The sequence below is a fragment of the Saccharopolyspora sp. NPDC050389 genome (assembly GCF_040655595.1).
In the GTDB taxonomy this organism is placed as follows: domain Bacteria; phylum Actinomycetota; class Actinomycetes; order Mycobacteriales; family Pseudonocardiaceae; genus Saccharopolyspora.
The window spans coordinates 1-23,358 of record NZ_JBFAKG010000081.1; the positions used below are offsets into that span (position 1 = coordinate 1).

The following is a 23,358-nucleotide window of genomic DNA, read 5'->3' on the forward strand; positions in this document are numbered from 1 at the left end:
TCATGCTCTCCGACGGCCTCACCGCCCGCCAAAGCGAAAAGGTCGCCTCCGAATCCGTCGAGGTCGTCGACGTCGCCCAACTCCTCCTCTCCGCCATCAAACGCGGCGAGGGCGACACGCTGCTTCGAGACGGGGCCTGACCTTCCGGTCGGGTGCGGCGCGGGAGGTGGCGTCCTTCTGCATCTGAACAAAATATTATATGTTGATGGTAGTGTGGGAAGCGGTCGCGGAACCCGCAGTGGCCGCGCATCGGTGATGCCGCAGAGACCCGAACGAGGAGAGTGTCCCTTGAAGCCGTACCGATCAATGCTGTTCGTTCCCGGGCACAAGCCGACGTGGGCGGAGAAGGCCGTGGCGGCCGGCAGCGACGCGGTGATCCTCGACCTGGAGGACTCCGTTCCCGCCGCGGACAAGGCGGAGGCGCGCAAGACCGTGCGCGAGACCATCGGGCGTCTCGCCGAACAGGAGACGCGGGCCGACGTCTGGGTCCGCCCGAACAGCTTCGGCAGCGGCCTGTTCGGCGCCGACGTCGAGGAAGTCCTGGTGCCCGGCCTCGCCGGCCTGTTCCTGCCGAAGGTCTTCACCGCTCAGGAGATCGTCCAGATCGACGCCGTGGTCTCGCACATCGAGGAGCGCGAGGGCCTCGAAGCCGGGTCGATCGGGCTGATCGTCAGCTTCGAGACCGCGGTTTCCATGGCGCACTGCGAGGAGATCGCCGCGGCGAGCCCGCGAGTTTCCAGCCTGCTGGGCGCCACCGGCCCCAGCGCCGACGTCGGCCGCGAGCTCGGCTTCGAGTTCACCGCCGAGGGCCTGGAAACGCTTTACCTGCGCAGCCGCATCATCCTCGCGGCCCGCGCCGCGGGCCTGCACCACCCGGTTTCCGGTGTCTGGCAGGACCTCAAGGACCTCGACGGCTGCCGCCGCTTCGCCGAGGACGCGCGCAAGCTCGGCTACCGCGGCCTGGTCTGCATCCACCCGTCGCACGTGGCCGTGGCGAACGAGGTCTTCACGCCGTCCGCCGAGACGGTCGACTTCCACCGCCGGATGCTCGAGGCGTACCGCGCGGCGGAGGCGCAGGGCAGCGCGGCCGTCGACTTCGAGGGCCAGCACATCGACCTCGCACACGCGAAGACGGCCGAGGGCATCATCGCCTTGGCGGAAGCCATCGGCGTGAAGTGACCTAGGACCGAGACAGCTAGAAGCCGGCAGGGCCCGCACCGGGGAGGTGCGGGCCCCGCCGGCTTTTCTCCACTGTGGCCGGTGATCGCGAATGTGCGGGCCGCGCGGCACATTCTCGCGTCGGCGGCCACTGCTGACCACGGCCGCGGGCAAGGCGATGCCGGCGTTCCTGGAAGAGGACGAGCCAAACGAACTGCTGGTGGCACACCCTGATCAGAACGAGGTGCAGAGCTTCCTCGCGGAGATCGGCACCATCCGCGAGGCCGGGGTGGTGAACGTGCGGAGCCCGTTCGGCGACACCAGCGCGGTGGGCTGCCCGGTTCGAGACCGAGCCGGACACGTGGTCGCCGCGGTGGTCCTCGCCGGCGACCCGGACGGAATCTTGAAGAGGCGGGGAGAACTGTCCACTCTGCTGGAAAACGCAACCGGCCGCTGGGCGACGGAAAGCTGATCCACCTCGCACGAGAGTGCAGTCCTGGGTGGCGATGGCGAGCCCACCCACCATGCTGCGCGAGGACAACCCGCTCGGCATTCCCCGCCGCGTCGACGGTTGTCTCCGCGGATGGCGGCCGCTGAGCCGGTCAGGAGGGCGTCATCGCCGTTGAGCCGCGGATGACGAGTTCGCTGGGGAACTCCTGCTTGCGGGGTGGCAGGGAGCGGTCGTCGAGGCGTTCCAGCAGGAGGCGCACGGCAGTGCGGGCCATTTCCGCGATGGGCTGGCGGACCGTGGTGATGTCGTAGGAATCCCACGACGTCATCGCGATGTCGTCGTATCCGATCACCCACACGTCCTCGGGGACGCGTCGGTTCAGGGACACGGCGCCGTCGACCGCGCCGAGCGCGGTCAGGTCGTTGGCGCAGAAGACCGCGGTGGGCGGGTTCTCCTGGGAGAGCAGTTCGCGCATCGCCGACCTGGCGACGTCGTGGGCGAATCCGCCCTGTGCGGTGAGTTCCGCGGCCAGCGGCCGGCCGAGTTCGGCCAGGCGGTCGCGGAATCCGCGCTCCTGGTGCCGGGACGTGCTCGGCAGCTCCGGCCCGCGCAGGAAGCCGATCCGGGTGTGTCCGGTGGCGACCAGGTAGTCGGCGACCGCTCGGCCGCCGGCGAGGTTGTCGGTGGTGACCTGGTCGCAGTCCAACGAATCCAGCCCGCGGTGCAGCAGCACGATCGGATCGCCCCGCCGGAGCGCGTCGGCGAGCTGCTCGGATCCTTCGGTGACGGTGGTGAAGATCAGGCCGTCGACGGTGCCTTCGTCCAGCGCTCGCAGGGCGCTCGTCCCGCCGGGGTCGGGTGCGTTCCACAGCACCATCCGCTGGCCGGCCGCGTCCAGCGCTTGGCCGACCGCTTCCAGCAGCTGCGGGTAGAAGGGGTTGGTGATGTCGGCGACCACCACGCCGACGGTCGAGGTGCGCCGGGTTCGCATGGTCCGCGCCGCGGCGTGGGGCCGGTAGCCGGCTTCTTTCATCGCGGTCAGGACGCGTTCCCGGGTTTCCGGAGCGACCTTGTCGCTGCCCTGCAGGACCCGGGACGGTTCAATACCCTGCGCACGTCTGGGTTGGGCTCTCATTGCGGTGACGTAGATCAATGATATGAATTTGCTTGTGAAGATCGTTGTGGAGGTCAAACTCATGCCGGATGCCATGCAGGCACCCGTGCTTGGGTGCACTCTGCGCGCGATCAACGAGGCGGCGAACTGGGTATCGGCCGTGGCGTTCGAGCGTGGTCTCCCACGCGAGTTCGAGCTGCGCAAGTACACCTACGCCGAGCTGAAGGAACGGGGCCTGGGAGCGCAGGCCGCCCAGCACACCATCAAGAAGGTCCGCGACGCCTACACCACGCTGAAGGCAAACATTCGTGCCGGGCATCTCGGCGGGCCGGGATCGAAGCGCCGCCGCAGGGCTGAGGGCAAGCCGATCGGTTTTCGCCCGGATGCGGCCCAGCCCTATGACGACCGTTGCCTGTCCTGGCAGTATGACGCGAAGACGGTGAGCCTGTGGACTACGGGCGGCCGGGTCAAGAACATTCCGTTTGCCTGCTCGGCAGGTGCGCTGAAGACGCTGCGGGAGCACCGCCAAGGCGAGTCGGATCTGATCGAGCGCGATGGTACGTACTACCTGATCGCCACGTGCGATGTTCCCGAAGCCGACATGATCGACCCCGATCGGTTCATCGGTGTGGATCTGGGAATTGTCAACATCGCTACCACGTCCACGGGCTACTGTGCTTCCGGGCGCGGACTGAACCGGCATCGCAAGCGTCAGGCCGACCTTCGCCGCAAACTCCAGGCCAAGGGCACCAGGTCCGCAAAACGTCTACTCAAGAAACGCAACCGGCGCGAAAAACGCCACGCTGCCAACCAGAACCACATCATCGCCAAGACGATTGTGACCGAGGCTGAACGCACCTCGTCCGGGATCTCCTTGGAAGAACTCAAGGGGATCCGGCAGAGGGTACGGCTCCGCAAGCCCCAACGGGCCACACTCCACTCCTGGGCCTTCGCTCAGCTCGGAGCCTTCATCGTCTACAAGGCCAAGCGGGCTGGTGTGCCCGTGGTCTTCGTCGATTCGGCCTACACCTCGCAACAGTGTTGCGAGTGCGGCCACATCGAGAAGAAGAACCGGGTAAGCCAGGTCCTGTTCACCTGCCGGAACTGCTGGGTCGTTGCCCACGCAGACCGGAACGCTTCCCACAACATCGCCCGCAAGGGCGAAGCTGTGTGGAACGCGGGGCGTGAGTCACGCGCCTCTGCCACCCCATAGGGGTTGGCTGGACGGAGGAGCCCACTCAACAACCAGTTGGACGCTACCTCCAAGCCCGGTCCTTCAGAGCCAGGTCAAGTTGACCAACATCAGTCCGGCCGCGGGCACGCTGGCCGCGTTCGGGACCTTCGCGGCGGGATTCATCGCCCGCCCGCTCGGCGGATTCGTGGCCGGCCACTACGGTGACCGGCTCGGCCGCAAGGCGACCCTGGTGATGACCCTGACGCTGATGGGCGGCGCAACCACGCTCATCGGCCTGCTGCCCACCTACCAGCAGATCGGCATCGCCGCCCCCGCGCTGCTGGTGCTGCTGCGCTTGGTCCAGGGCTTCGCGGTCGGCGGCGAATGGGGCGGGGCGGTGCTGATGGCCGTCGAACACGCACCGGACGGCAAGCGCGGCGGCTACGGCGCGTGGCCGCAAACCGGTGTGTCGGCCGGACTGCTGCTGGGCACCGGGGTGTTCAGCCTCGTCTCACTGCTGCCGGAACCGCAGCTGATCAGCTGGGGATGGCGGATCCCGTTCCTGGTGAGCATCGTGCTGGCGCTGGTCGGCCTGTACATCCGGTTCCGGATCACCGAGTCAGAGTCGTTCGTGGCGGCCACCGAATCCGGCGGACCGTCGCGCAGCCCGCTGGTCGAGGTGCTGCGCACCCACCCTAAGCAGATCCTGATCGCGATCGGGGTCCGCTTCGCCGAAGGCGGGAACTACTACGTGTTCACCGTTTTCATCCTCACCTACATCACCCAGCAGCTCGAACTGCCGCGCCAGGCCGGGCTGACCGGGGTGATGCTCGCGGCCGCGTTGAACATCGCCGCGCTGCCGCTGTGGGGTGCGCTGTCGGATCGCATCGGCCGCCGACCGGTGTTCATCGGAGGTGCGCTGTTCATGGCCGCCTACGCCTGGCCGTTCTTCTGGCTGGTCGACAGCAAGTCCCCGGCGCTCATCGCGCTGGCCTTGGCCATTGCGCTCGCGGTGCCGCACGGAGCGGTTTTCGCGCCCATCGCGGCGTTCTACGCCGAGCTGTTCGAACCGCGCGTGCGGTACAGCGGTGTGTCCATCGGCTACCAGATGGGCAGCGTGCTGCTGGGTGGCTTCACCCCGCTGCTGGCGACTTCGCTGATCCTGTGGTCCGACGGAGCTTCGTGGAGCGTGGCGGCGCTGGTCGCCGCCGGGGCGCTCATCGCGGCAGCCTCGATGTTCGCCGCCCCGGAAACCTTCCGCCGCAGCCTCTTCGCGCCCAGGGAGGCAGCGGAGAAGAAGGCAGGAGCGTGAGTGCGAAGACCCCTTCGCGGCGCAGGTGCCGCGAAGGGGTCGAGTGCCCTCTCCGACCTGGCGGACTTCACCAGGAGCCGACCGCGCGGTCGGTCCACTCGGCCAGGCGCGTTCCGACGTGGCCGGGGACGTCCTCGAGGGAGTTCAGGCGCCGACGGATCTCCGCCCGGACGACGAGCACTTCACGGCGGTACCGCTGTACGAGGTCCCAGCACTGCTGTTCGAGCGCGTGGTTCATGCAGAGCTCGGCGAGTTTGACGCGGCGATCGAGTTCGTCCAAGAGGCAGGAAGCCAGTGACGCATCGTGAGAATGCTGGATGAGCTGGGACATGGTCACACCCCGATTCGTCGGCGGATGTCTGGCGACCTGTGTCGGGCGCGCTATCCACTGTGACGCCCGACACCCGCGCCGGGTACGGGGTGAACTACTCATGACGCGGTCGCATTTGGCCTGAGTAGTGCGCCGGGCAACAGGCGCTCGACGGACGGCCACCGTCGATTCCTCCTGGACGGCAGGTCCGGCTCGTCTCCATGCGCGGACCGGACCGGCGGTGGCCGGGATCAGGTTGGCATCCCGATTACGTCGTGTTCTAGACGAATGACGAGGTCAGTAATATGTAATCAGAGATAATCGACGCTGGGATCAAGATCAGAGGTGCGGCAATGGAGCTGAGACATCTCGCCGGGTTCGTCGCCGTCGCCGAGGAACTCCACTTTGGTCGTGCTGCTGCGCGCCTGCACATGTCGCAGCCGCCGCTCAGCCAGCAGATCCGGCTGCTCGAACGGGATCTCGGCGTGGCGCTGTTCGAGCGAAGCACGCGTTCCGTGCAGCTCACTGCGGCTGGAAGGACCTTCCTCGGAGCGGCCCGTGATGTCCTGGCCGCCGCGTCCGTGGCCCGGCGAGCGGCCTGGGCTGCCGGCCGAGGCGAAGTCGGCAGGGTCTCCCTGGGTTTCGCCGGCGCGAGCAGCGCAGTCACCCTTCCGCTGCTGACCCGCGCCGTCGCTGCGGAGCTGCCGGGCATCGAAATGGCCCTGCACGGGCCCCAGTACTCCGGCGAGACCGTAGGTCGCATCGCCGAGGGAACCCTCGATCTCGGGTTCGCCACGGTGTCGAAACCTCGCGGACTGGCCACGCGTCTGGTGCGGCGGGACCGGCTGATGGTCGCCGTCGCGGATGTGCACCCGCTTGCCGATCGATCGGAGGTCTCCCTGGCAGACCTTGCGGACGAGCGGTTCGTCGCGTTTCCGGCCGCGCGTGGCTCCGAGGTGCGCGAGCTGTTCGTCAGGTCCTGTCTTGAGGCGGGCTTCATGCCGGCCGTCGTGCAGGAAACCCCGGACTCCTTCAGCCTGCTGGCCATGGTCGGCGCGGGCGTCGGCATCGCGCTCGTCGTCGAAGCGGCACGCAGCATCCGTCTCGATCACGTCGTGTTCGTGCCGCTCAGCGGGTCGGCTCCGATCCTCCCGGTTTCCCTCGTGTGGCGGCACGGGGACGACTCCGCAGTTCTGCAGGCTGTGCTGGACGTTGCTGAGCGTGTGCTGCCGACGCCTGATGATTGAGTCGTAAGGCGACCGCTGCTGGACTCTTCGACGATGACTGTCAGCTCGGTGTTCGGATCGCCAACAGTGCCCGCCTTCGCGGAATCCGCAGTGCCGAAGACTGCTGAGCGCGCCGGGAATCCGGATTCCACCGTCGGGACGGTCTCGGATCGTTTCCGCGATTGATTCCGGTGTCTTCGAAAAATGCGGATAGCGGGTTCGATATTTTCCAATGGTTCTCGCGGAATGGGCGAACTAGGGTCATGTTCGTGCGAGCATTGATGGAGCGGGCATGTTGAGAGAATCTCTCGCGGGAATCAAGGTGCTGGATCTGTCCAGGATCCTGGCCGGCCCGTGGTGCACCCAGAACCTGGCCGATCTCGGCGCCGAAGTGATCAAGATCGAAAATCCGGACGGCGGCGACGACACCCGGGGTTGGGGGCCGCCGTACCTGTCGGACACCACGGCGGCGGACGGGTTCTCCGGCTACTACATCTGCTGCAACCGGGGTAAGCGGTCGATCGCGATCAACTTCGCCGACCCGGATGGTGCGGCGGTCGTCCGCGAGTTGGCCGCCGAGGCCGACGTCGTGGTCGAGAACTACAAGCCCGGGACCCTCGACCGCTACGGCCTCGGATACGCCGCGCTGCGGGAGAACAACCCGAAGCTGATCCACCTGGCCATCACCGGCTTCGGTGTCAGCGGTCCGATGGCCGGAAAGCCCGGCTACGACTACGTTTTCCAGGGCATGGGCGGGTTGATGAGCTACACCGGACCGGCCGACGGCACGCCGGGAGCCGGGCCGTGCCGAACCGGGGTGGCGGTGGTCGACCTGATGTCCGGCATGTACGCGACCAGCGCGATCCTGGCCGCTCTCGTGCAGCGCGCGACGACCGGGGTGGGGCAGTCGATCGACATCGCGCTGCTCGACGTCGCGGTGGCGATGAACGCGAACCAGGCGTCGAACTACCTGGTGTCGGACAAGATTCCGCAGCGCATCGGAAACGCCCACCCCAACTGCGCGCCGTATGACGTGTTCTCCTGCGCCGATGGTCACCTGATCCTCGCGATCGGCAACGACGCGCAGTTCCAGCGGTTCTGCGCCGCTGCCGGACTGGACGAGCTCGCGGCCAACGAGCGGTACGCGACGAATGCCGCCCGCATCGAAAACCTCTCCGAGCTGCGTCCGGTCGTGGCCGCCGCGATGGCGTCGCGGAGCCGCCAGGAGTGGTCCCGCGTGCTCGACGAGGCCGGGGTTCCCTGGGGTGCGATCAACACGCTGGACGACGTCTTCCGCGATGCCCAGGTGGTGCACCGGGGTATGCGGATCGAGGCCGAGCATCCCACGCTGGGCGTCGTGCCGATGGTGCGCAACCCACTGCTGGCCGGGGACCGGAAGGCCGAACACCGGCCACCGCCGGCGAAGGGTGAGCACTCGGTGGAGATCCTCAGTGGACTCGGCCTCGCGGGCGACGAGATCACGGCTTTGGTGCGCAAGGGCGTCGTCCACTCCGGCTGAGGGCGGGCTTTGCGCTTGGGCAACCCACCAGCGCCGCCGGACCCGCTGCGGCGTGCCGGTCACCGGCAGAACTGACAGTGAGCCTTTTCCAACCTCGTTTTGGGTGGCGGTGCGGGTGGCGGAACCTCAGATGCTCCCTGGACTGTGGGTGCCCCTCCTGATGTATGTCCAATACACGGCGGAGGGGCCGTCCTCGCCAGGAAGCATCTGAGAACCCGCGGCGGTGCCGGTTGCGAGGGTGGGCTAAGGCGGCTGCGCCGCCTTGCGGCAGCCCCGTGCCGCGGGGCTGCCGGCGTCGCGGCTGCGGATCGACCAGGATGAAAAAGACTCAGTGAACCCCGACCTTTGGAGTAGCTTTGGCGGAAAGCACGTCTTTCGAACACACCACGGCCACGCTGGACGGCGACGGCATCGCGACGGTCACGATCACCAATGCGAAGGCTTTGAACATCGTGAACAGCGCGGTCATCAAGGACGTCACGGCGGCGATCGAGGAGCTCGCCGCCCGCGACGACGTCCGGGTGCTGGTGCTACGTGGCACCGGTGACCGGGCGTTCATCGGCGGCGCCGATATCGGCGAGATGGTCACGCTGAACCGGCGCACCGCCGCGGAATTCATCACCGGTCTCAAGGCCATGTGCGATGCGGTGCGCGACTTCCCGGCGCCGGTGATCGCCCGGCTCGCCGGCTACACCCTGGGCGGCGGCCTCGAAGTGGCGGCCGCCTGCGATCTACGAATCAGCGGCAGCGATGCGCATTTCGGCATGCCCGAAGTCGCGGTCGGCATCCCGTCGGTGATCCACGCCGCGCTGCTGCCACGGCTGGTGGGCAACGGCCGCGCCGCTTGGCTGACCCTCACGGGCGACCAGATCGACGCCGCCACCGCGCTCGCCTGGGGCCTGGTCCACGAGGTCTGCGATCCGTCCGAATTGGACGTGGCGGTGGCGCGCAACGCCAAGCGTCTCGCAGGGCTGGGTCCGGCCGCGCTGCGCCAGCAGAAGCGGTTGCTGCGCTCGTGGGAGGACCAACCGGTCGACGAGGCGGTCGCGGCGAGCATCCCGGAGTTCGCGGCGGCCTTCGACACCGGTGAACCGCAGCGATTCATGAGCGAATTCCTCAACCGGAAGCACTCCCGGTGACGGCTGGTGGCTGCGCGGGTTGAGGAATGCATCGAGCGCAGAATTCGGTCGAGATCAAATATCGGCTGCCCTCCTCGCGGAGCGGGGTGGACAGCATGGTCACAGCCACCCACGTAGTCACCGACGGCGCGCGGCCGGGCCGCTGCGCGACGTTGTGACGGCCGTCTCGTAGGACCCTCGGCCGGGGTTTCGGCCGTGGTAATTTCGCCGGGTCGATACCGCAGGTGAGGGGCCGCGCGCGCGACCGGTGTGGAGGTGGCGGATTGGGCGGCGGCATGCGGTACGAACTGACCGATCTCCGGCTGTTCCGCGCCATCGCGGAGGCGGAAAGCCTGTCGACCGGTGCCTCGACGGTGTTCATCACGGCGTCCTCGGCCAGCTACCGGCTGAAGAACCTCGAACACGCGATGGGCACGGCGCTGTTCACCAGGACGGCGCGCGGGATGCGGTTGACCCCGGCCGGTGAGGCGCTGCTGACGCACGTCCGCGAGTTGCTGGCTGGTGTCGACCGGATGCACGGCGACGTGTCCCGGTTCTCGCAGGGGCTCAAGGGCAGTGTGCGGCTGTGGGCCAACAGCAGTTCCCTCAACGGCTTCATCCTGCCCAGTGTCAGCCGGTTCCTGCTGGCTCATCCCGACGTCAACCTGGACCTGGAGGAGCGGCCGAGCGGCGCGATCGCGGAAGGCGTGGCAGCCGGTGAGATAGACGTCGGCGTGCTTGCCGGGGAAGTCGCCGACAGCCGGGTGCGGTCGGTGCGGTACGCGGTGGACGAGCTGGTGGTGGTCACGCCGATCGACCACCCGCTGGCCCGCCAGCGGGAGATCCGGTTCGGCGCGGCGCTGGAGTTCGACTTCATCTGCATGAGCCGGACCAGCAGCAACTACCTGTTCCTGGCCGAACTCGCGAAGCGGGACCGGCGGACGCTGAACTCGCGGTTGCACGTCGATTCCTTCAACGCCGTGCTGCACCTGGTGGAAGCAGGTGTCGGGGTGTCGCTGGTGCCGCTGAGCGTGGCCCAGCCGATGGCCGAAGGCGGTCAGGTGGCGGTGCTGCGCATCCTGGAGCCGTGGGCGGCCCGAGAGCTGCACCTGGTCACCTCGGTGGACGCCGCGCTGCCCAGCTTCACCCAGGCGTTCGTGGACTTCCTGCTCAACGATCCTCGGGTGGCGGCCACCAGGGCGGCGGCCAAGCCTGGCGCGTGAGCGTCTTCGATATCCACGAAGCCTGGGTTCGAATATTTCAAGTCGATTTCCTGGGTCGTGGCGAATAGGATTTCATCTCGTTCGGTGGTGTGCGGCGGTGAATCGGATGTCGCGAAAACCCCGGGGATCAGAAGATTATTGGAAGCCATGAAATCGAATCGCAATGAAGCGGCAGTCGTCGGCGTAGATGACTATTTCCAGCGGAGCATCGAAGCCGGAAAGTTCGTGATTCCGCGCTGCGAGGACTGCGGCCGGCACCATTTCTACCCGCGCATCCTCTGCCCGCACTGCGGCTCGGCGAACCTGCGGTGGGTCGAGCCGTCGGGCCGCGGCACGGTGCACTCCACCACCGCGGTGCACCGCCGGAGCGGCGAGCCCTACAACGTCGCGCTGGTGGATCTCGACGAAGGTCCGCGCCTGATGACCAACGTGACGGGCATCGAGCCGGCCGCGGTCCGGATCGGGATGCCGGTCCTCGCAGTGATCGACACGGCGGCCGCGGCCGGTCCGTTGCTGGTCTTCGAACCGAGGGAGGAGCAGTGATGGCCAGTTCCTCGATCGCCGTGCTCGGCACCGGAATGGCCGGGCTCGGGCACGCGGGTACCCGCAGCGAGCAGGACATCATCGCGCAGGCCGCGTCGACGGCGGTGGCGGCCAGCGGGCTGCGGATGGAGCAGATCGACGGCATCATCACCGCCAGCCTGACCTCTCCTTGGTGGGTCATGCGGATGTCGGAGTACCTAGGCATCCGGCCGCGCTTCTCCGACAGCACGATGTTCGGCGGTTCCTCGTTCATCGCGGCGTTGAAGATCGCGCAGCTGGCGATCGCCGCGGGCGAATGCGACAACCTGCTGATCTGCTACGGCGCCACCCCGCGCAGCGCGCCGAGCAGCACCGCGGTCAACCAGATGCGCGCGACGCTGGACCCGCAGCCGTACGAGCACCCGTACCAGCCGTTCAACCCGCCGACCAGCTATGCCCTCGCCGCCGCGCGGCACATGCACGAATACGGCACGACGCGCGAACAACTCGCGAAGGTCGCCGTGGCGGCGAGCAAGTGGGCGCAGCTGAATCCCGATGCGTTCAAACGCGATCCGCTCACCGTCGACGACGTGATGAACGCCAAGATGGTCTCGGAGCCGCTGACCGTCCGAGACTGCTGCCTGGTCACCGACGGCGCGGGCGCTTTCGTGGTGACCCGAGCCGACCGGGCCCGAGACCTGCACCCGGCCCCGGTGCACGTGCTCGGCACCGGTCATGCGCACTGGCACCGGCAGATCTCCAGCATGCCGGAACTGACCGTGACCCCGGCGGTCGATTCCGGCCGCGCCGCCTTCGCTCAGGCGGGCCTGACCCCGGCGGACATCGACATCGTCGAGCTCTACGACGCGTTCACCATCACGCCGATCCTGTTCCTGGAAGACCTGGGGTTCTGCGCGAAGGGGGAGGGCGGCGCGTTCGTCTCGGACGGCCGCATCGAGCCCGGCGGCAGCCTGCCGATGAACACCAACGGCGGCGGCCTGTCCTTCACGCACCCGGGGATGTACAGCATTTTTCTGGTCATCGAGGCAGTCGAGCAGCTGCGCGGGGCGGCAGGGGCGCGGCAAGTACCGGATGTGCGGACCGCTTTGGTGCACGGCAACGGTGGGGTCTTCTCCAGCGAGGCGACCGCGATCCTGTCCACATCGGACCCGGCGGAGGTGCGGTCGTGATCGACAAGTACGTCGAGTCCATCGAGCAGGCGGTGGCCGGCATCGGCGACGGATCCACCGTCCTGGTCAGCGGTTTCGGTGTGGCCGGTCAGCCGGTCGAACTGCTGGAGGCGCTGGCCGAGCACGGCGCCGCCGAGCTCACCGTGGTGTGCAACAACAGCGGCACCGGGGAGGACGGGCTGGCCCGGCTGATCAAGCTCGGCCGAGTCCGCAAGCTGATCGCGTCCTACCCCAGCGGCACCGGATCGCACGTCTTCGCAGAGGCGTTCGCGGCGGGCCGCATCGAGTACGAATGCGTGCCGCAGGGCACGCTCGCGGAGCGGCTGCGCGCCGCCGGTGCGGGTCTCGGCGGTTTCTTCACGCCGACCGGCTACGGAACCGCGTTGGCCGACGGCAAGGAAACCCGGGTCATCGATGGCCGCGGCCACGTCTTCGAAGCGCCGCTGCACGGCGATGTCGCGCTGGTGAAGGCCGAACTCGCCGACAGGTGGGGAAACCTCACCTACCGCAAGACAGGCCGCAATTTCGGGCCGCTGATGTGCATGGCCGCCGCCACGGCGATCGTGCAGGCCGACCGGTCCTGCGAGCTCGGCGGGCTGGACCCGGAATCGGTGGTAACCCCGGGCATCTTCGTGCAGCGGGTTTTCGCCGCGAATGGGAGGACCGCATGATCGAGAAGCGGAGTCGATCGGAGATGGCGCGGGCGGTCGCGCGGGACATCCCCTCGGGCTCGTACGTGAACCTCGGGATCGGCCTGCCGGTACTCGCCCTCGAGCACTGGACACCAGCCGACGAGGTCGTCGTGCACAGCGAGAACGGCATCCTCGGCATGCGCGCCCTGGCGCACGACGAGGAGCCGGATCCGGACCTCACCAACGCCGCGAAGGCACCAGTGGGGATGCTGCCGGGCGGTTCGTTCTTCCACCACGCCGACTCGTTCGCCATGATGCGCGGCGGACACCTCGACTACTGCGTCCTCGGGGCGTACCAGGTGTCGGCCTCCGGTGACCTCGCGAACTGGTCGCTGGGAGACACCGGCCGGGCCGACGCCGTCGGTGGTGCGATGGATCTCGCGGTCGGCGCCAAGCGGGTGCACGTCGTGATGGAACACCTCACCAAGGGCGAACAGCCACGCCTGGTGGCGCAGTGCTCGCTTCCGCTGACCGGCGCGGGCGTGGTCGACCGGGTCTACACCGATCTGGCCACTGTGGACGTGACGAACAACGGTTTCGTGGTGCGCGAAATGGTTCCCGGGCTCACCCGCGCGCAACTGCAGGACCGGACCGGTGCCCCGCTGAGCTTCGAACTGGAGGAGAGGCATGCCTGACAACGCCGAACTGGTGGCCTTCCGGGCCGAGGTGCGGGACTTCCTGGCGGCCGAGCTGCCCGCGGACCTGCGCCGCAAAGTCATCGAGCACCGGCGCCTGGAGAAGCAGGACTTCCTCCGCTGGCAACGAATCCTGCTGGCACGCGGTTGGGCCGCGCCGAACTGGCCGGTGGCATCCGGCGGGGCGGGCTGGTCCCCGGCGCAGCGGCAGATCTTCGACGAGGAGGCCGCCATCGCCGGGGCGCCCGAAACACCGCCTTTCGGACTGCGCATGGTCGGCCCGGTGCTGCTCGAGTACGGCACGCCGCAGCAGCGAGAACGCTACCTGCGAAGGATCCTGACCGGCGAGGACTGGTGGTGCCAGGGCTATTCGGAACCGGGTTCGGGCTCCGACCTGGCGTCGCTGAAGCTGCGCGCGGATCGCGACGGCGATCATTTCGTTCTCAACGGGCAGAAGACGTGGACCACCTACGCGCAGTACGCGGACATGATGTTCTGCCTGGCCCGCACGGACAGCGGCGGCAAACCGCAGGAGGGCATCTCGTTCCTGCTGGTCGATATGAGTGCGCCGGGCATCACGGTGCGGCCGATCCGCACCATCGACGGTGACACGGAAATCAACGACGTCTTCTTCGACGACGTCCGGGTGCCGGTCGAAAACCTCGTCGGCGAGCTCGGCGGCGGCTGGACCTGCGCGAAGTACCTGCTGGCGCAGGAACGCTTCGGCGCCGCACGGGTCGGCCGGGCCAAGCGAGAACTCGCGTTCCTCCAACGGATCGCCGCGCAGCGGGTGACCGACGGGGCGCCGCTGAGCGCGGACCCGGTGTTCGCCGCGAAACTGGCCCGGCTGGAGATCGACTCGCTCGCCTTGCAAGAGACCAACCTGCGCCTGACCGAACGGGTGCTGGCCGACGGCGGACTGGGCACGGAGGCGTCGGTACTGCGGCTTCTCGGCGCGGACCTGGCGCAGCGGATCACCGAGCACCAGGTCGAGGTGGCCGGGGTGCACGGCATCCCGTTCCCGGACGGCGCTTTCTCGCCGGACGGCGCCGGAGTCGGCCCCGCCTGGGCGGAACCGCTGGCCGGTTTCCACCTGAACCTGCGCAAGATCTCCATCTACGGCGGAACCAACGAGATCCAGCGCAACATCATCGCCAAGACCCTGCTGGACCAGCGCGAAGGCCGCTGGCAGCACGTGGACCTGCAGGACGAGCAACGGGCGCTCGCCGACGCTGTCGGCAGCTACCTGGACCGCGAGTACCCACCGCCGCCGCGAACCACGCTCGAACCCGCGCACTGGAAGTCCTTCGCTGAAATGGGCCTGCTGGGCCTGACCGCCACCGAGAATTCTGGCGCGGACGCGAGCACGACGGCCGTAGTCCTGGCGGAACTCGGCAGCCGTCTGGTCGACGAGCCGTACGTGAGCACGGCGGTACTGGGCGCACGGTTGCTCGCCGGCGGCCTACCAGGGCAGCGCGCCCGTGACGAGATCCTGCCCGAGGTGGTTGCGGGCGAGCGCGTCGTCGCTCTCGCCCACGGCGAGGCCCAGACGGATCACAACCCGCGCAGCGTCGAGACCCGAGCGGTGCGCACCGGCGACGGTTGGTCGCTGACCGGGCAGAAGATCGTCGTGATCGACGGCGGCCGGGCCGACCACTTCATCGTCTCGGCCCGCACCTCGGGCGAGGTGGCGGCCGAGACCGGCATCTCGCTGTTCCTCGTCGACCGCGACCAGACCGGGTTGGACGTCCGCGACTACCCGACGATCGATGGCCGCCGCGGGTCCGACCTGCGGTTCACCGGCCTCCACCTGCCGGAAACGGCCCTGATCGGTGCTCCCGATCACGCTTTCCCGGTGCTGGACGAGGCGCTCGACGCCGCGACCGCCGCGCTGTGCGCGGAAGCGGTCGGGATCATGACCGCCGTCCTGGACGTCACCACCCAGCACATCCGCGACCGCCGCCAGTTCGGCTCCAGGCTCGCGGATTTCCAGGTCATCCGGCACCGGTGGGTGGACATGCTGCTGGCGGTGGAACAGGCCCGATCGCTGGCCTGGCTGGCGGCTCGCCACGTCGACGACGCCGACCCGACGGTGCGAGCCCGGATGGTCTCCGCAGCCAAGGTCGGCTGTGCCGAAGCCGGACGCCTTCTGGGCCAGCAGAGCATCCAGCTGCACGGAGCCATCGGCATGACCGATGAGCTCGCGCTCGGCCACTACGTCAAGCGCCTTTACGCCATCGAGCGCACCTTCGGCGGCGCCCGCCACCACCTGACCCGATTTGCGGAGAACTCATGACCACCACTGTCACCTACCAGCGGCGCGGTGACGTCGCCGTCCTCCTGCTCGACAACCCGCCGGTCAACGGCCTCGGCGACACCGTCCGAAAAGGAGTCTTCGAGGGGATCGCTCGGGCGGTCGCCGATCCGGCCGTGCGGGCCGTGGTGCTCGCCGGTCGCGGCCGCGGGTTCTCCGGTGGCGCCGACGTCCGCCAGTTCAACACGCCCTCGGCCACCGCCGAGCCGATGTCGCGGCAGGTCATCGCCCAGATCGAAGAGTCCGCCAAACCGGTCATCGCGGCGATCCACGGCATCGCGCTGGGCGGCGGACTGGAGCTGGCGCTGGGCTGCCACTACCGCGTGGTGACCGCGGACGCGACCCTCGGGCTGCCCGAGGTCAACCTCGGCCTGGTGCCCGGTGGCGGTGGCACCCAGCGGTTGCCCCGGCTCGTCGGGGTCGCCACCGCGCTGGACATGATCCAGCACGCCCGCACGGTGGACGGGGCCAAGGCGGTGACACTCGGCCTGGCCGATGCGACCTTCGACGGCGACCCGGTGGATGGCGGCGTCGAGTTCGCCCGCACGGTGCTCGACGCGCCGAGTCACCCGGTGATCGGCCGATCCGCTCCGGCAGCCGCCGACGTCGACTTCGCCGCAGCCCGCGCGGCCGTCTCCCCGCGAGCCCGCAACGCCGACGCGCAGCGCGGTGCCATCGACTGCGTCGAACACGCCACCGCACTGTCCCTGACCGACGGCCTGGACCAGGAGCGGGCGGTCTTCGAGCGGCTGGTCGGCGAGCCGACGTCGAAAGCCCTGCGGCACCTGTTCTTCGCCGAACGCAAGGCAGCCAAGGCACCCGGGTCGGGCAACCGTCCGATCAAGTCGGTCGCCGTGATCGGTGCGGGCACCATGGGCGGCGGAATCGCGATGGCGTTCGCCAACGCCGGATTCCCGGTCACCGTCTTCGAACGCGAGCAAGCGCCGCTGGATCGCGGGCTGGCGCTGATCCGCCGCAACTACGAGATCACCGCGAGCAAAGGCAAGCTCAGCCACGGGCAGATCACCCAACGGCTGGCGCTCATCAAACCCACGCTGGAAATGTCCGAAATCGCCGACGCCGACCTGGTGATCGAGGCGGTGTTCGAAGACATGCCGGTCAAGAAGGCGGTTTTCCGGCAACTGGACGCGGTGTGCAAGCCAGGAGCGATCCTGGCGACCAACACCTCCCGGCTGGACATCGACGAAATCGCCGCGGCGACCAGTAGGCCGCAGGACGTGATCGGGCTGCACTTCTTCAGCCCGGCCAACGTGATGCGGCTGCTCGAAGTGGTCCGCGGAGTCCGGACGGCCGACGAGGTGATCGACACCAGCATGCGGATCGCCTCCGACATCGGGAAGATCCCGGTGCTGGTCAAGGTGTGCGAGGGTTTCGTCGGCAACCGGATGCTCACCGGCTACTGGCGCGAAGCCTGGTTCCTGCTCGAAGAAGGCGCCTCGCCGCAGCAAATCGACCAAGCCATGAAAGACTTCGGAATGGCCATGGGGCCCTTGGCCATGGCCGACCTCGCCGGGCTGGACATCAACTGGGCAGCCCGCAAGCGCCTCGCGCCGACCCGTCCCGAGCACCTGCGCTATTCGGCCGTGCCCGACCGAATCTGCGAACAGGGCCGGTTCGGACAGAAGACGAACGCCGGCTTCTACCGCTACGAACCGGGCGACCGCACCCCGATCCCGGACCCGGCAGTCGAGGAAGTCGTCGAGCGGTGCGCGAGGGAAGCCGGCCTTCAGCGCCGCGAGATCTCCACCGAGGAGATCGTGGACCGCTGCGTGCTGGCGCTGATCAACGAGGGCGCACGGATCGTCGACGAGGGAATCGCGCAGCGCGCCTCGGACGTCGATGTCGTCTACGTCCACGGCTACGGATTCCCGGCACGGCGCGGCGGCCCGATGCACCACGCCCAAACCATCGGTTTGGACACCACCCTGGCCAAGATCAAGGCGCTGCACGCCGCACACGGTGAGCTCTGGACTCCCGCGCCGCTGCTGGAACGGGCCGTGGCCGAAGGCCGCACCGGTCTCTGACGTCGTGAGTGTGGAAACCGGCTCGAACCGGTTTCCACACCCACCACTCCTTTTCACTGCTGGACGAAGGAGTCCGCATGGCCACACGTTCGCTCGATACCGGGAAGCCAGGAGACGCCTTCGGCGCCGCGGTTCCGATCGACTCCGCCGCACGATCCAGGATGGCCCGCCGGGCCGGAGTCGCGGCGTTCGTCGGCACCACCATCGAGATCTTCGACTTCTACATCTACAGCACCGCATCCGCGCTCGTGCTGGGCGCGCTGTTCTTCCCGACGGTGTCGCCGGCCATCGGCACGCTGGTCGCCTTCGCCACCATCTGGGTCGGATTCATCGCCCGCCCCCTGGGCGGCATCATCTTCGGCCACTTCGGCGACCGGTTCGGCCGCAAGAAGATGCTGATGATCACCCTGACCATGATGGGGATCGCCACCACCCTGGTCGGCCTGCTGCCGACCTACGGCCAGATCGGCGTCGCCGCGCCGCTGCTGCTGGTCACCGTGCGGATGCTGCAGGGCATCGCGATCGGCGGCGAATGGGGCGGCGCGGTGCTGATCGCCACCGAGCACGCGCCCAAGAAGAAGAGCATCCTCTTCGGCGCGTTCGCCCAACAGGGCTCGCCAGTCGGAAACCTGTTGGGCACGCTGGCGTTCATCGTCATCACCCAGCTTCCCGAGGCGCAGTTCACGGCGTGGGGCTGGCGGATCCCGTTCCTGTTCTCCGCGGTGCTGGTCATCGTCGGCATCGTGATCCGCACCCGGCTGGAGGAGTCGCCGGAGATGGAGAGCCTCCGCCGGTCCAGTTCGGTCGTGCGGCTGCCCCTGGCCGAAGTGCTCCGGTCCACGCCGAAGGTCGTTGTGCTCGGCATCCTGGCCGGCGCGATCGGCATGGCTTCCTCATACGTCAAGACGACCTTCGCGCTTTCCTGGGCCACCGAGGACATCGGCTTCTCCCGGTCCACCTTCCTGGTGGTCATCATGATCGCGCTGATCGTGCAGGTGCTGGCGCAGCCGTTCGGCGCAGTGCTGGCCACCAGGTTCGACACCCGGAAGGCGATCGTCTGGATCCTGGTGCCGGAGATCTTCCTGATGCCGCTGATGTTCTACCTGATCGGCACCGGGTCTACCGCACTGGCCATCGTGGGCATGGTGCTGGCGACGTTCCCGCACTCGATGTTCTACGCGACCCTGGCCGGAATCCTCTCCAACGCCTTTCCGGCCCGGACCCGCTACACCGGCATCTCGGTCTGCTACCAGATGTCGACCACGGTCTTCGCGGGCACCGCGCCGTTCCTCTGCCAGTACCTGCTCACCACGACGGGCTCGATCAACTCGGTGGTGGCGCTGACGATCGGCTACGTCGTGCTGTCGCTGGTCTGCTCCCTGGCCCTCCTGAACCGGACCCCAGCACCGGAGCCGACACCGGACGAGGTCGAGTGACATGGCGATCCATCTGGCAGGCGTCGGTCTGCTGCTCGTCGCGTTCGTGCTCGCTACCGTCCTGCCGCTCAACCTCGGGGCGCTCGCGCTGGCAGCGACGTTCGTGGTGGGCCTGCTGGTCTCGGGAACGGATGCGGACACGATCTTCGCTCAGTTCCCGGGCAATCTGTTCGTGGTGCTCGTAGGCGTGACGTTCCTGTTCAACGTCGCCAGTGCGAACGGCACGATCGGCTGGCTGGTTTCTGCGACCACACGATTCGTGCGAGGCCGAGTCCTCGTCGTCCCGTGGATGATGTTCCTGCTCGCCGGCCTCTTCTCGGCCATCGGGGCCCTGTACGCAGTTCCGATGGTCGCCCCGATCGCGCTCGACTTCGCGCGGCGCAACCGGATCCCGATCCTGCTGATGGGCCTGATGGTGATGCACGGGTGGGCGGCGGGCGCCCTGTCGCCGATCAGCGTCTACGGGATTCTCGTCGGCGAGCTCTTGGCCTCGAACCAGCTCCCGATCGACCGTGGTGGCATGTTCGCCATTGGAGCCTGCACGAACGTCGTCATCGCGCTCGTCGTGTTCGGTGTCCATGCCGCGCGCAGGTCGCTGCGAGTTCCCGTGGGGCAAGGTGCTGTGGCGCGACCTGCCGGTGGTGGGGACCCTGCCGACGCGGAGAACGAGGCCGGCGGCCCGAGCGAGCCCAGCCCGCGTTTTTCCGCTACGACTGCCCTCACCTTGTTGGCGATCGCACTGCTCGTCATGGCAGGTGTGTTCTTCCGGACCGATATCGGGCTGCTCGCCGTCTCGCTCGCCGTTCTGCTTGGCCTGCTTCGCCCGGCCGACCAGAAGAAAGCGCTGTCCGACGTCCCGTGGTCGGTCGTCATGCTGGTGTGCGGGATCGTCACTTACATCGGCCTGCTGAAGCATCTCGGCACGCTGGACCTGGTCGGCGAGCTCGCCGACCAGGCTGCCGCACCACCTCTCGCGATTCTGCTGATCTGCTACATGGCCGCTGTCGTGTCCGCCTTCGCGTCCTCGACCGGAGTCATCGCCGCAGTGGTGCCGATCCTGATTCCCATCCTGGCGGGCTCGGGTGTCGGTGCCACCGTCGCGGCGGCCGCGGTCGGGGTCTCGGCCACGATCGTCGACGTCAGCCCCCTGTCCATCAACGGCGCGATCGTCATGGCCTCCAGCCCAGAACGCGAACGCACGGCGATCTTCCGTTCCCTCCTCGGCTACGGCGGGGCGATGGTCGTGTTCGGCCCCCTGCTCATCTGGGCTGTCACGGTCCTCCCCAGCTGATCGATCAACCCGTCACAGAAGGAAAGGAGACGTCCGTGGGAATCCTCGACGTCCAGCAGCGTGGCAGTGTCCTGCACGTCACCTTCGACCGCCCGGAAAAGCTCAACGCGATGCGCCGGGAGGATATCGATGCCCTACCTGCCCTGATCGCCGAAGCCTCGGGCGTCCGCGCGATCGTGTTCCGGGGAGCCGGGGAGCGGGCATTCAGCGCCGGCGTGGATGTCAGCGAGTTTCTTGCCCTTACGACTCCCGACAGCGCGCGAGACTTCATCTCCGCACTGCGTGACATGCTGGCAAGCGTTCGCCGGGCACCCGTAACGACCATCTGCGCCATCGACGGGTACTGCATCGGTGGGGCTTTGGAGCTGGCCGTCGCCTGCGACGTGCGACTGGTGACGACGCGGTCCAGCTTCGGCCTGCCGGAGATCAAGCTCGGCATCCCGTCCGTCATCGACGCCGGCCTCCTGCAGCAGTACGTCGGTCTCGGCCACGCGAAAGAGATGATCCTGACCGGGGATCTTTACCCGGCCTCCGCCCCGCAGCTCTTCGGCCTCTGCAATCGGCTCGTTGAGCCTGGTGAGTTGGAGGAGGCGGTCGACGCCTTCCTGGCGAAGGTCACCCGTCACACCACGACGGTGCTGGCGTCGCAGAAGCGACTCTTCGAGACGTGGCAGAACACGACCGTCGACGTGGGCATCGACGTCAGCGTCGGTGAGTTCGCCGGCACCTTCGCCGCCGCCGACACGATGGAAGCGCTGGCTTCGTACGCGGCCAAGCTGGGAATCGAGCGCGCGTCGGCTCGTCGAACGGGAGAGGACACCGCCGGATGACCAAGCCTCTGGAAGGGATGCTCGTCGTCAGCCTGGAGCAGGCCGTCGCCGCGCCGATGGCGACGTGTCGGCTTGCCGACGCCGGCGCTCGGGTGATCAAGATCGAGCGCGCGTCGGGAGACTTCGCCCGGGGATACGACAGTGCGGTCCGAGGGGAGAGCGCCTACTTCGTCTGGCTCAACCGCGGCAAGGAGTCGATCTGCCTGGACTTCACCCGGGAAGAGGACGCTGCCCTGTTGCGAGCCATGATCAGCCGCGCCGATGTTTTCGTGCAGAACCTCGGTCCCGGTGCGGCGGCCCGCGCCGGGCTCGAAGCGGAATCACTTGTCGAGGCGCATCCCCGGCTCGTCGCCTGCACCATCTCCGGCTACGGCCGGATCGGGCCGTATGCGCAGACGAAGGCCTACGACCTGCTGATCCAGGCCGAGTCCGGGCTGGCCTCGGTCACGGGGACGCCCGAAGCACCAGGGCGGGTCGGGGTGTCCGTGTGCGACATCGCGGCGGGGCTCTCCGCACACGCTGGGATCGTGGAGGCGCTGCTCAGACGTGCGACTACGGGATCAGGGGGCGTTGTGGACGTCTCGATGTTCGCGGCGATGGCAGAGTGGATGGCGGTCCCATTGCTGCATTGGGAGCACCAGCACACGATCTGGCCGCGGGTGGGCCTTTCTCACCCGATCATCGCTCCGTACGGGGCGTATCCCACCGCCGGCGAGGGCATGGTGCTGGTCGGCGTCCAGAACGACCGCCAGTGGCGGCGGTTCGCAGAGCGGCTGCTCGACCGGCCAGAGCTGGCTGACGACGAGCGGTACGCCACGAATATCGAGCGGGTCGCCCGTCGGGCCGAGATCGACAGCATCGTCGGAAGCTTCCTCGCGCCGCTCACCGCTGACGAGGCCATCGCCCGGCTCACGCAAGCCGACATTCCGTGCGCCCGGATCAACGGGGTTCCTGAGCTCGCGATCCACCCCCAGCTGAGCCGCCTTGGGGTGGACACGCCTGCCGGCGCCGTTTCTGTGACGGCGCCCCCGACGCGGCACTCGACCTGGTCACTCGAACCCGCGCCCGTGCCCGCACTCGACCAGCATGGTGCCGCGCTCCGCGAGGAGTTCGCGGCGACCAAGGCGCCGTAGCGCTGGAGCGGCCGCAGCCCGACGGGCTACCTCGTTGTTCGTGTCGGACATGAGCAGCGTCGTGGCCCGGACCTTGGTGATCGAGCCGGTCAGGAACAGCGCGTCCGGCGTCATTTCGACGCCGCTGTTCAGATCTGTGATGCCGGCGGCCTCGACGCGACCGTCCTCGAGACGCCCACCACGGCGCCGGGAATGCCGTGGTGGGCTGCCAGTTCCAGCAGCGTCTCCTGGAGTTCCCTCGCGCGAGGGAACTCGTCATCCGAGGCGCCGGACAGGAACCGGGCTACCGACCACAGTGGACATCAAGGACCGCCGCCAGCTGTTCGATTCCGGCCATGGAGAGGGCCACCACGTCGATGGCTCGCCGGCAGGTTCGAGGCGGGAGAACGCGAAACGCCTGCGCTGCTTGGGAGGACAACACTGCCCGTCGGCTGCTTTCCAGACGGGGGTGAGGAGGAAGTCGCCGGTACCGATCTGCGGCTCGGCGATCGAGTCGTTATCGAGGAAGGTCAACTCGTCCCGGGAAACGGCGAGATCGTGGCGGGAATCGCCGACGCGGCGATCACCGGCGGTGACCGAGGACGTAGTCACCGTCACCACCGGCATGGACGAGCAGCACGGCGAGCCCGAGCGAACCTCGCAGCTGCGCCGATGCCAGGTGAGCT

At 68.1% G+C, this 23,358-nt stretch carries 20 protein-coding genes; 18 read left to right on the plus strand and 2 right to left on the minus strand.

The window, feature by feature from the left end; translation table 11 throughout:
- Positions 1-288: 288 nt before the first annotated feature.
- Together AB0I53_RS37335 and AB0I53_RS37340 are read left to right on the plus strand one after the other, a co-directional pair.
- On the plus strand, positions 289-1,179 hold the full coding sequence (locus AB0I53_RS37335) for a CoA ester lyase (RefSeq protein ID WP_358613649.1): 891 nt from the start codon (positions 289-291) through the stop codon (positions 1,177-1,179).
- A 91-nt stretch (positions 1,180-1,270) separates the two neighbouring features.
- Positions 1,271-1,630 carry an IclR family transcriptional regulator C-terminal domain-containing protein gene (locus AB0I53_RS37340; RefSeq protein WP_358613651.1) on the plus strand — a complete coding sequence of 120 codons (360 nt, stop codon included), beginning with the start codon at positions 1,271-1,273 and terminating at the stop codon, positions 1,628-1,630.
- A 130-nt stretch (positions 1,631-1,760) separates the two neighbouring features.
- Here AB0I53_RS37340 and AB0I53_RS37345 read toward each other — a convergent pair whose 3' ends face one another.
- The gene (locus AB0I53_RS37345; RefSeq protein ID WP_358613653.1) at positions 1,761-2,744 is read right to left on the minus strand and encodes a LacI family DNA-binding transcriptional regulator; all 984 of its coding nucleotides are present in this window, start codon (positions 2,742-2,744) and stop codon (positions 1,761-1,763) included.
- A 34-nt stretch (positions 2,745-2,778) separates the two neighbouring features.
- Here AB0I53_RS37345 and AB0I53_RS37350 point away from each other — a divergent pair, with 34 nt between their 5' ends.
- The gene (locus AB0I53_RS37350) at positions 2,779-3,936 is read left to right on the plus strand and encodes a transposase (RefSeq protein ID WP_358613655.1); all 1,158 of its coding nucleotides are present in this window, start codon (positions 2,779-2,781) and stop codon (positions 3,934-3,936) included.
- A 79-nt stretch (positions 3,937-4,015) separates the two neighbouring features.
- Entirely contained in the window at positions 4,016-5,209 is a 1,194-nt protein-coding gene (locus AB0I53_RS37355; protein ID WP_358613657.1) for an MFS transporter, read from the plus strand.
- 67 nt (positions 5,210-5,276) lie between these two features.
- Here AB0I53_RS37355 and AB0I53_RS37360 read toward each other — a convergent pair whose 3' ends face one another.
- Complete coding sequence (locus tag AB0I53_RS37360; protein ID WP_358613659.1) at positions 5,277-5,540, minus strand: hypothetical protein; 264 nt, start codon at positions 5,538-5,540, stop codon at positions 5,277-5,279.
- A 332-nt stretch (positions 5,541-5,872) separates the two neighbouring features.
- On the opposite strand from AB0I53_RS37360, the gene AB0I53_RS37365 reads away from it, so the two are divergent.
- From AB0I53_RS37365 to AB0I53_RS37430, 14 genes are all read left to right on the plus strand, one after another.
- On the plus strand, positions 5,873-6,766 hold the full coding sequence (locus AB0I53_RS37365; RefSeq protein WP_358613661.1) for a LysR substrate-binding domain-containing protein: 894 nt from the start codon (positions 5,873-5,875) through the stop codon (positions 6,764-6,766).
- Between the two features lie 271 nt (positions 6,767-7,037).
- Positions 7,038-8,264, plus strand: coding sequence for a CaiB/BaiF CoA-transferase family protein (locus tag AB0I53_RS37370; RefSeq protein WP_358613663.1), 1,227 nt, complete (start codon positions 7,038-7,040; stop codon positions 8,262-8,264).
- 356 nt (positions 8,265-8,620) lie between these two features.
- A complete protein-coding gene (locus tag AB0I53_RS37375; RefSeq protein ID WP_358613665.1) occupies positions 8,621-9,403 on the plus strand; it encodes an enoyl-CoA hydratase in 783 nt (260 codons plus the stop codon).
- 275 nt (positions 9,404-9,678) lie between these two features.
- Positions 9,679-10,605, plus strand: coding sequence for a LysR family transcriptional regulator (locus AB0I53_RS37380; RefSeq protein WP_358613667.1), 927 nt, complete (start codon positions 9,679-9,681; stop codon positions 10,603-10,605).
- 87 nt (positions 10,606-10,692) lie between these two features.
- On the plus strand, positions 10,693-11,148 hold the full coding sequence (locus AB0I53_RS37385) for a Zn-ribbon domain-containing OB-fold protein (RefSeq protein ID WP_358613669.1): 456 nt from the start codon (positions 10,693-10,695) through the stop codon (positions 11,146-11,148).
- Positions 11,148-12,317, plus strand: coding sequence for a thiolase (locus AB0I53_RS37390; RefSeq protein ID WP_358613671.1), 1,170 nt, complete (start codon positions 11,148-11,150; stop codon positions 12,315-12,317). The genes AB0I53_RS37385 and AB0I53_RS37390 overlap by 1 nt, the downstream gene beginning before the upstream one ends.
- Positions 12,314-12,988 (plus strand): 3-oxoacid CoA-transferase subunit A, encoded by a 675-nt coding sequence (locus AB0I53_RS37395; protein WP_358613673.1) that lies wholly within the window; start codon positions 12,314-12,316, stop codon positions 12,986-12,988. The genes AB0I53_RS37390 and AB0I53_RS37395 overlap by 4 nt, the downstream gene beginning before the upstream one ends.
- On the plus strand, positions 12,985-13,644 hold the full coding sequence (locus tag AB0I53_RS37400; RefSeq protein WP_358613674.1) for a 3-oxoacid CoA-transferase subunit B: 660 nt from the start codon (positions 12,985-12,987) through the stop codon (positions 13,642-13,644). The genes AB0I53_RS37395 and AB0I53_RS37400 overlap by 4 nt, the downstream gene beginning before the upstream one ends.
- Positions 13,637-15,940 carry an acyl-CoA dehydrogenase family protein gene (locus AB0I53_RS37405; protein ID WP_358613676.1) on the plus strand — a complete coding sequence of 768 codons (2,304 nt, stop codon included), beginning with the start codon at positions 13,637-13,639 and terminating at the stop codon, positions 15,938-15,940. The genes AB0I53_RS37400 and AB0I53_RS37405 overlap by 8 nt, the downstream gene beginning before the upstream one ends.
- Positions 15,937-18,003 carry a 3-hydroxyacyl-CoA dehydrogenase NAD-binding domain-containing protein gene (locus AB0I53_RS37410; protein ID WP_358613678.1) on the plus strand — a complete coding sequence of 689 codons (2,067 nt, stop codon included), beginning with the start codon at positions 15,937-15,939 and terminating at the stop codon, positions 18,001-18,003. Before AB0I53_RS37405 ends, AB0I53_RS37410 begins: the two co-directional genes overlap by 4 nt.
- A 161-nt stretch (positions 18,004-18,164) precedes the next feature.
- Positions 18,165-19,439 carry an MFS transporter gene (locus AB0I53_RS37415; RefSeq protein WP_358613723.1) on the plus strand — a complete coding sequence of 425 codons (1,275 nt, stop codon included), beginning with the start codon at positions 18,165-18,167 and terminating at the stop codon, positions 19,437-19,439.
- A gap of 1 nt (position 19,440) precedes the next feature.
- Complete coding sequence (locus AB0I53_RS37420) at positions 19,441-20,730, plus strand: SLC13 family permease (protein WP_358613680.1); 1,290 nt, start codon at positions 19,441-19,443, stop codon at positions 20,728-20,730.
- Between the two features lie 35 nt (positions 20,731-20,765).
- The gene (locus tag AB0I53_RS37425; RefSeq protein ID WP_358613682.1) at positions 20,766-21,560 is read left to right on the plus strand and encodes an enoyl-CoA hydratase/isomerase family protein; all 795 of its coding nucleotides are present in this window, start codon (positions 20,766-20,768) and stop codon (positions 21,558-21,560) included.
- Complete coding sequence (locus tag AB0I53_RS37430; RefSeq protein ID WP_358613684.1) at positions 21,557-22,693, plus strand: CaiB/BaiF CoA-transferase family protein; 1,137 nt, start codon at positions 21,557-21,559, stop codon at positions 22,691-22,693. Before AB0I53_RS37425 ends, AB0I53_RS37430 begins: the two co-directional genes overlap by 4 nt.
- Positions 22,694-23,358 lie beyond the last annotated feature (665 nt).

Coding starts and splice junctions, on each gene's coding strand:
- AB0I53_RS37340 (WP_358613651.1), top strand. CDS start 1,271: ATGTGCGGGCCGCGCGGCACATTCTCGCGTCGGCGGCCACTGCTGACC.
- AB0I53_RS37345 (WP_358613653.1), bottom strand. CDS start 2,744: ATGAGAGCCCAACCCAGACGTGCGCAGGGTATTGAACCGTCCCGGGTC.
- AB0I53_RS37360 (WP_358613659.1), bottom strand. CDS start 5,540: ATGTCCCAGCTCATCCAGCATTCTCACGATGCGTCACTGGCTTCCTGC.
- AB0I53_RS37365 (WP_358613661.1), top strand. CDS start 5,873: ATGGAGCTGAGACATCTCGCCGGGTTCGTCGCCGTCGCCGAGGAACTC.
- AB0I53_RS37370 (WP_358613663.1), top strand. CDS start 7,038: ATGTTGAGAGAATCTCTCGCGGGAATCAAGGTGCTGGATCTGTCCAGG.
- AB0I53_RS37380 (WP_358613667.1), top strand. CDS start 9,679: ATGCGGTACGAACTGACCGATCTCCGGCTGTTCCGCGCCATCGCGGAG.
- AB0I53_RS37390 (WP_358613671.1), top strand. CDS start 11,148: ATGGCCAGTTCCTCGATCGCCGTGCTCGGCACCGGAATGGCCGGGCTC.
- AB0I53_RS37400 (WP_358613674.1), top strand. CDS start 12,985: ATGATCGAGAAGCGGAGTCGATCGGAGATGGCGCGGGCGGTCGCGCGG.
- AB0I53_RS37405 (WP_358613676.1), top strand. CDS start 13,637: ATGCCTGACAACGCCGAACTGGTGGCCTTCCGGGCCGAGGTGCGGGAC.
- AB0I53_RS37410 (WP_358613678.1), top strand. CDS start 15,937: ATGACCACCACTGTCACCTACCAGCGGCGCGGTGACGTCGCCGTCCTC.
- AB0I53_RS37415 (WP_358613723.1), top strand. CDS start 18,165: ATGGCCCGCCGGGCCGGAGTCGCGGCGTTCGTCGGCACCACCATCGAG.
- AB0I53_RS37420 (WP_358613680.1), top strand. CDS start 19,441: ATGGCGATCCATCTGGCAGGCGTCGGTCTGCTGCTCGTCGCGTTCGTG.
- AB0I53_RS37430 (WP_358613684.1), top strand. CDS start 21,557: ATGACCAAGCCTCTGGAAGGGATGCTCGTCGTCAGCCTGGAGCAGGCC.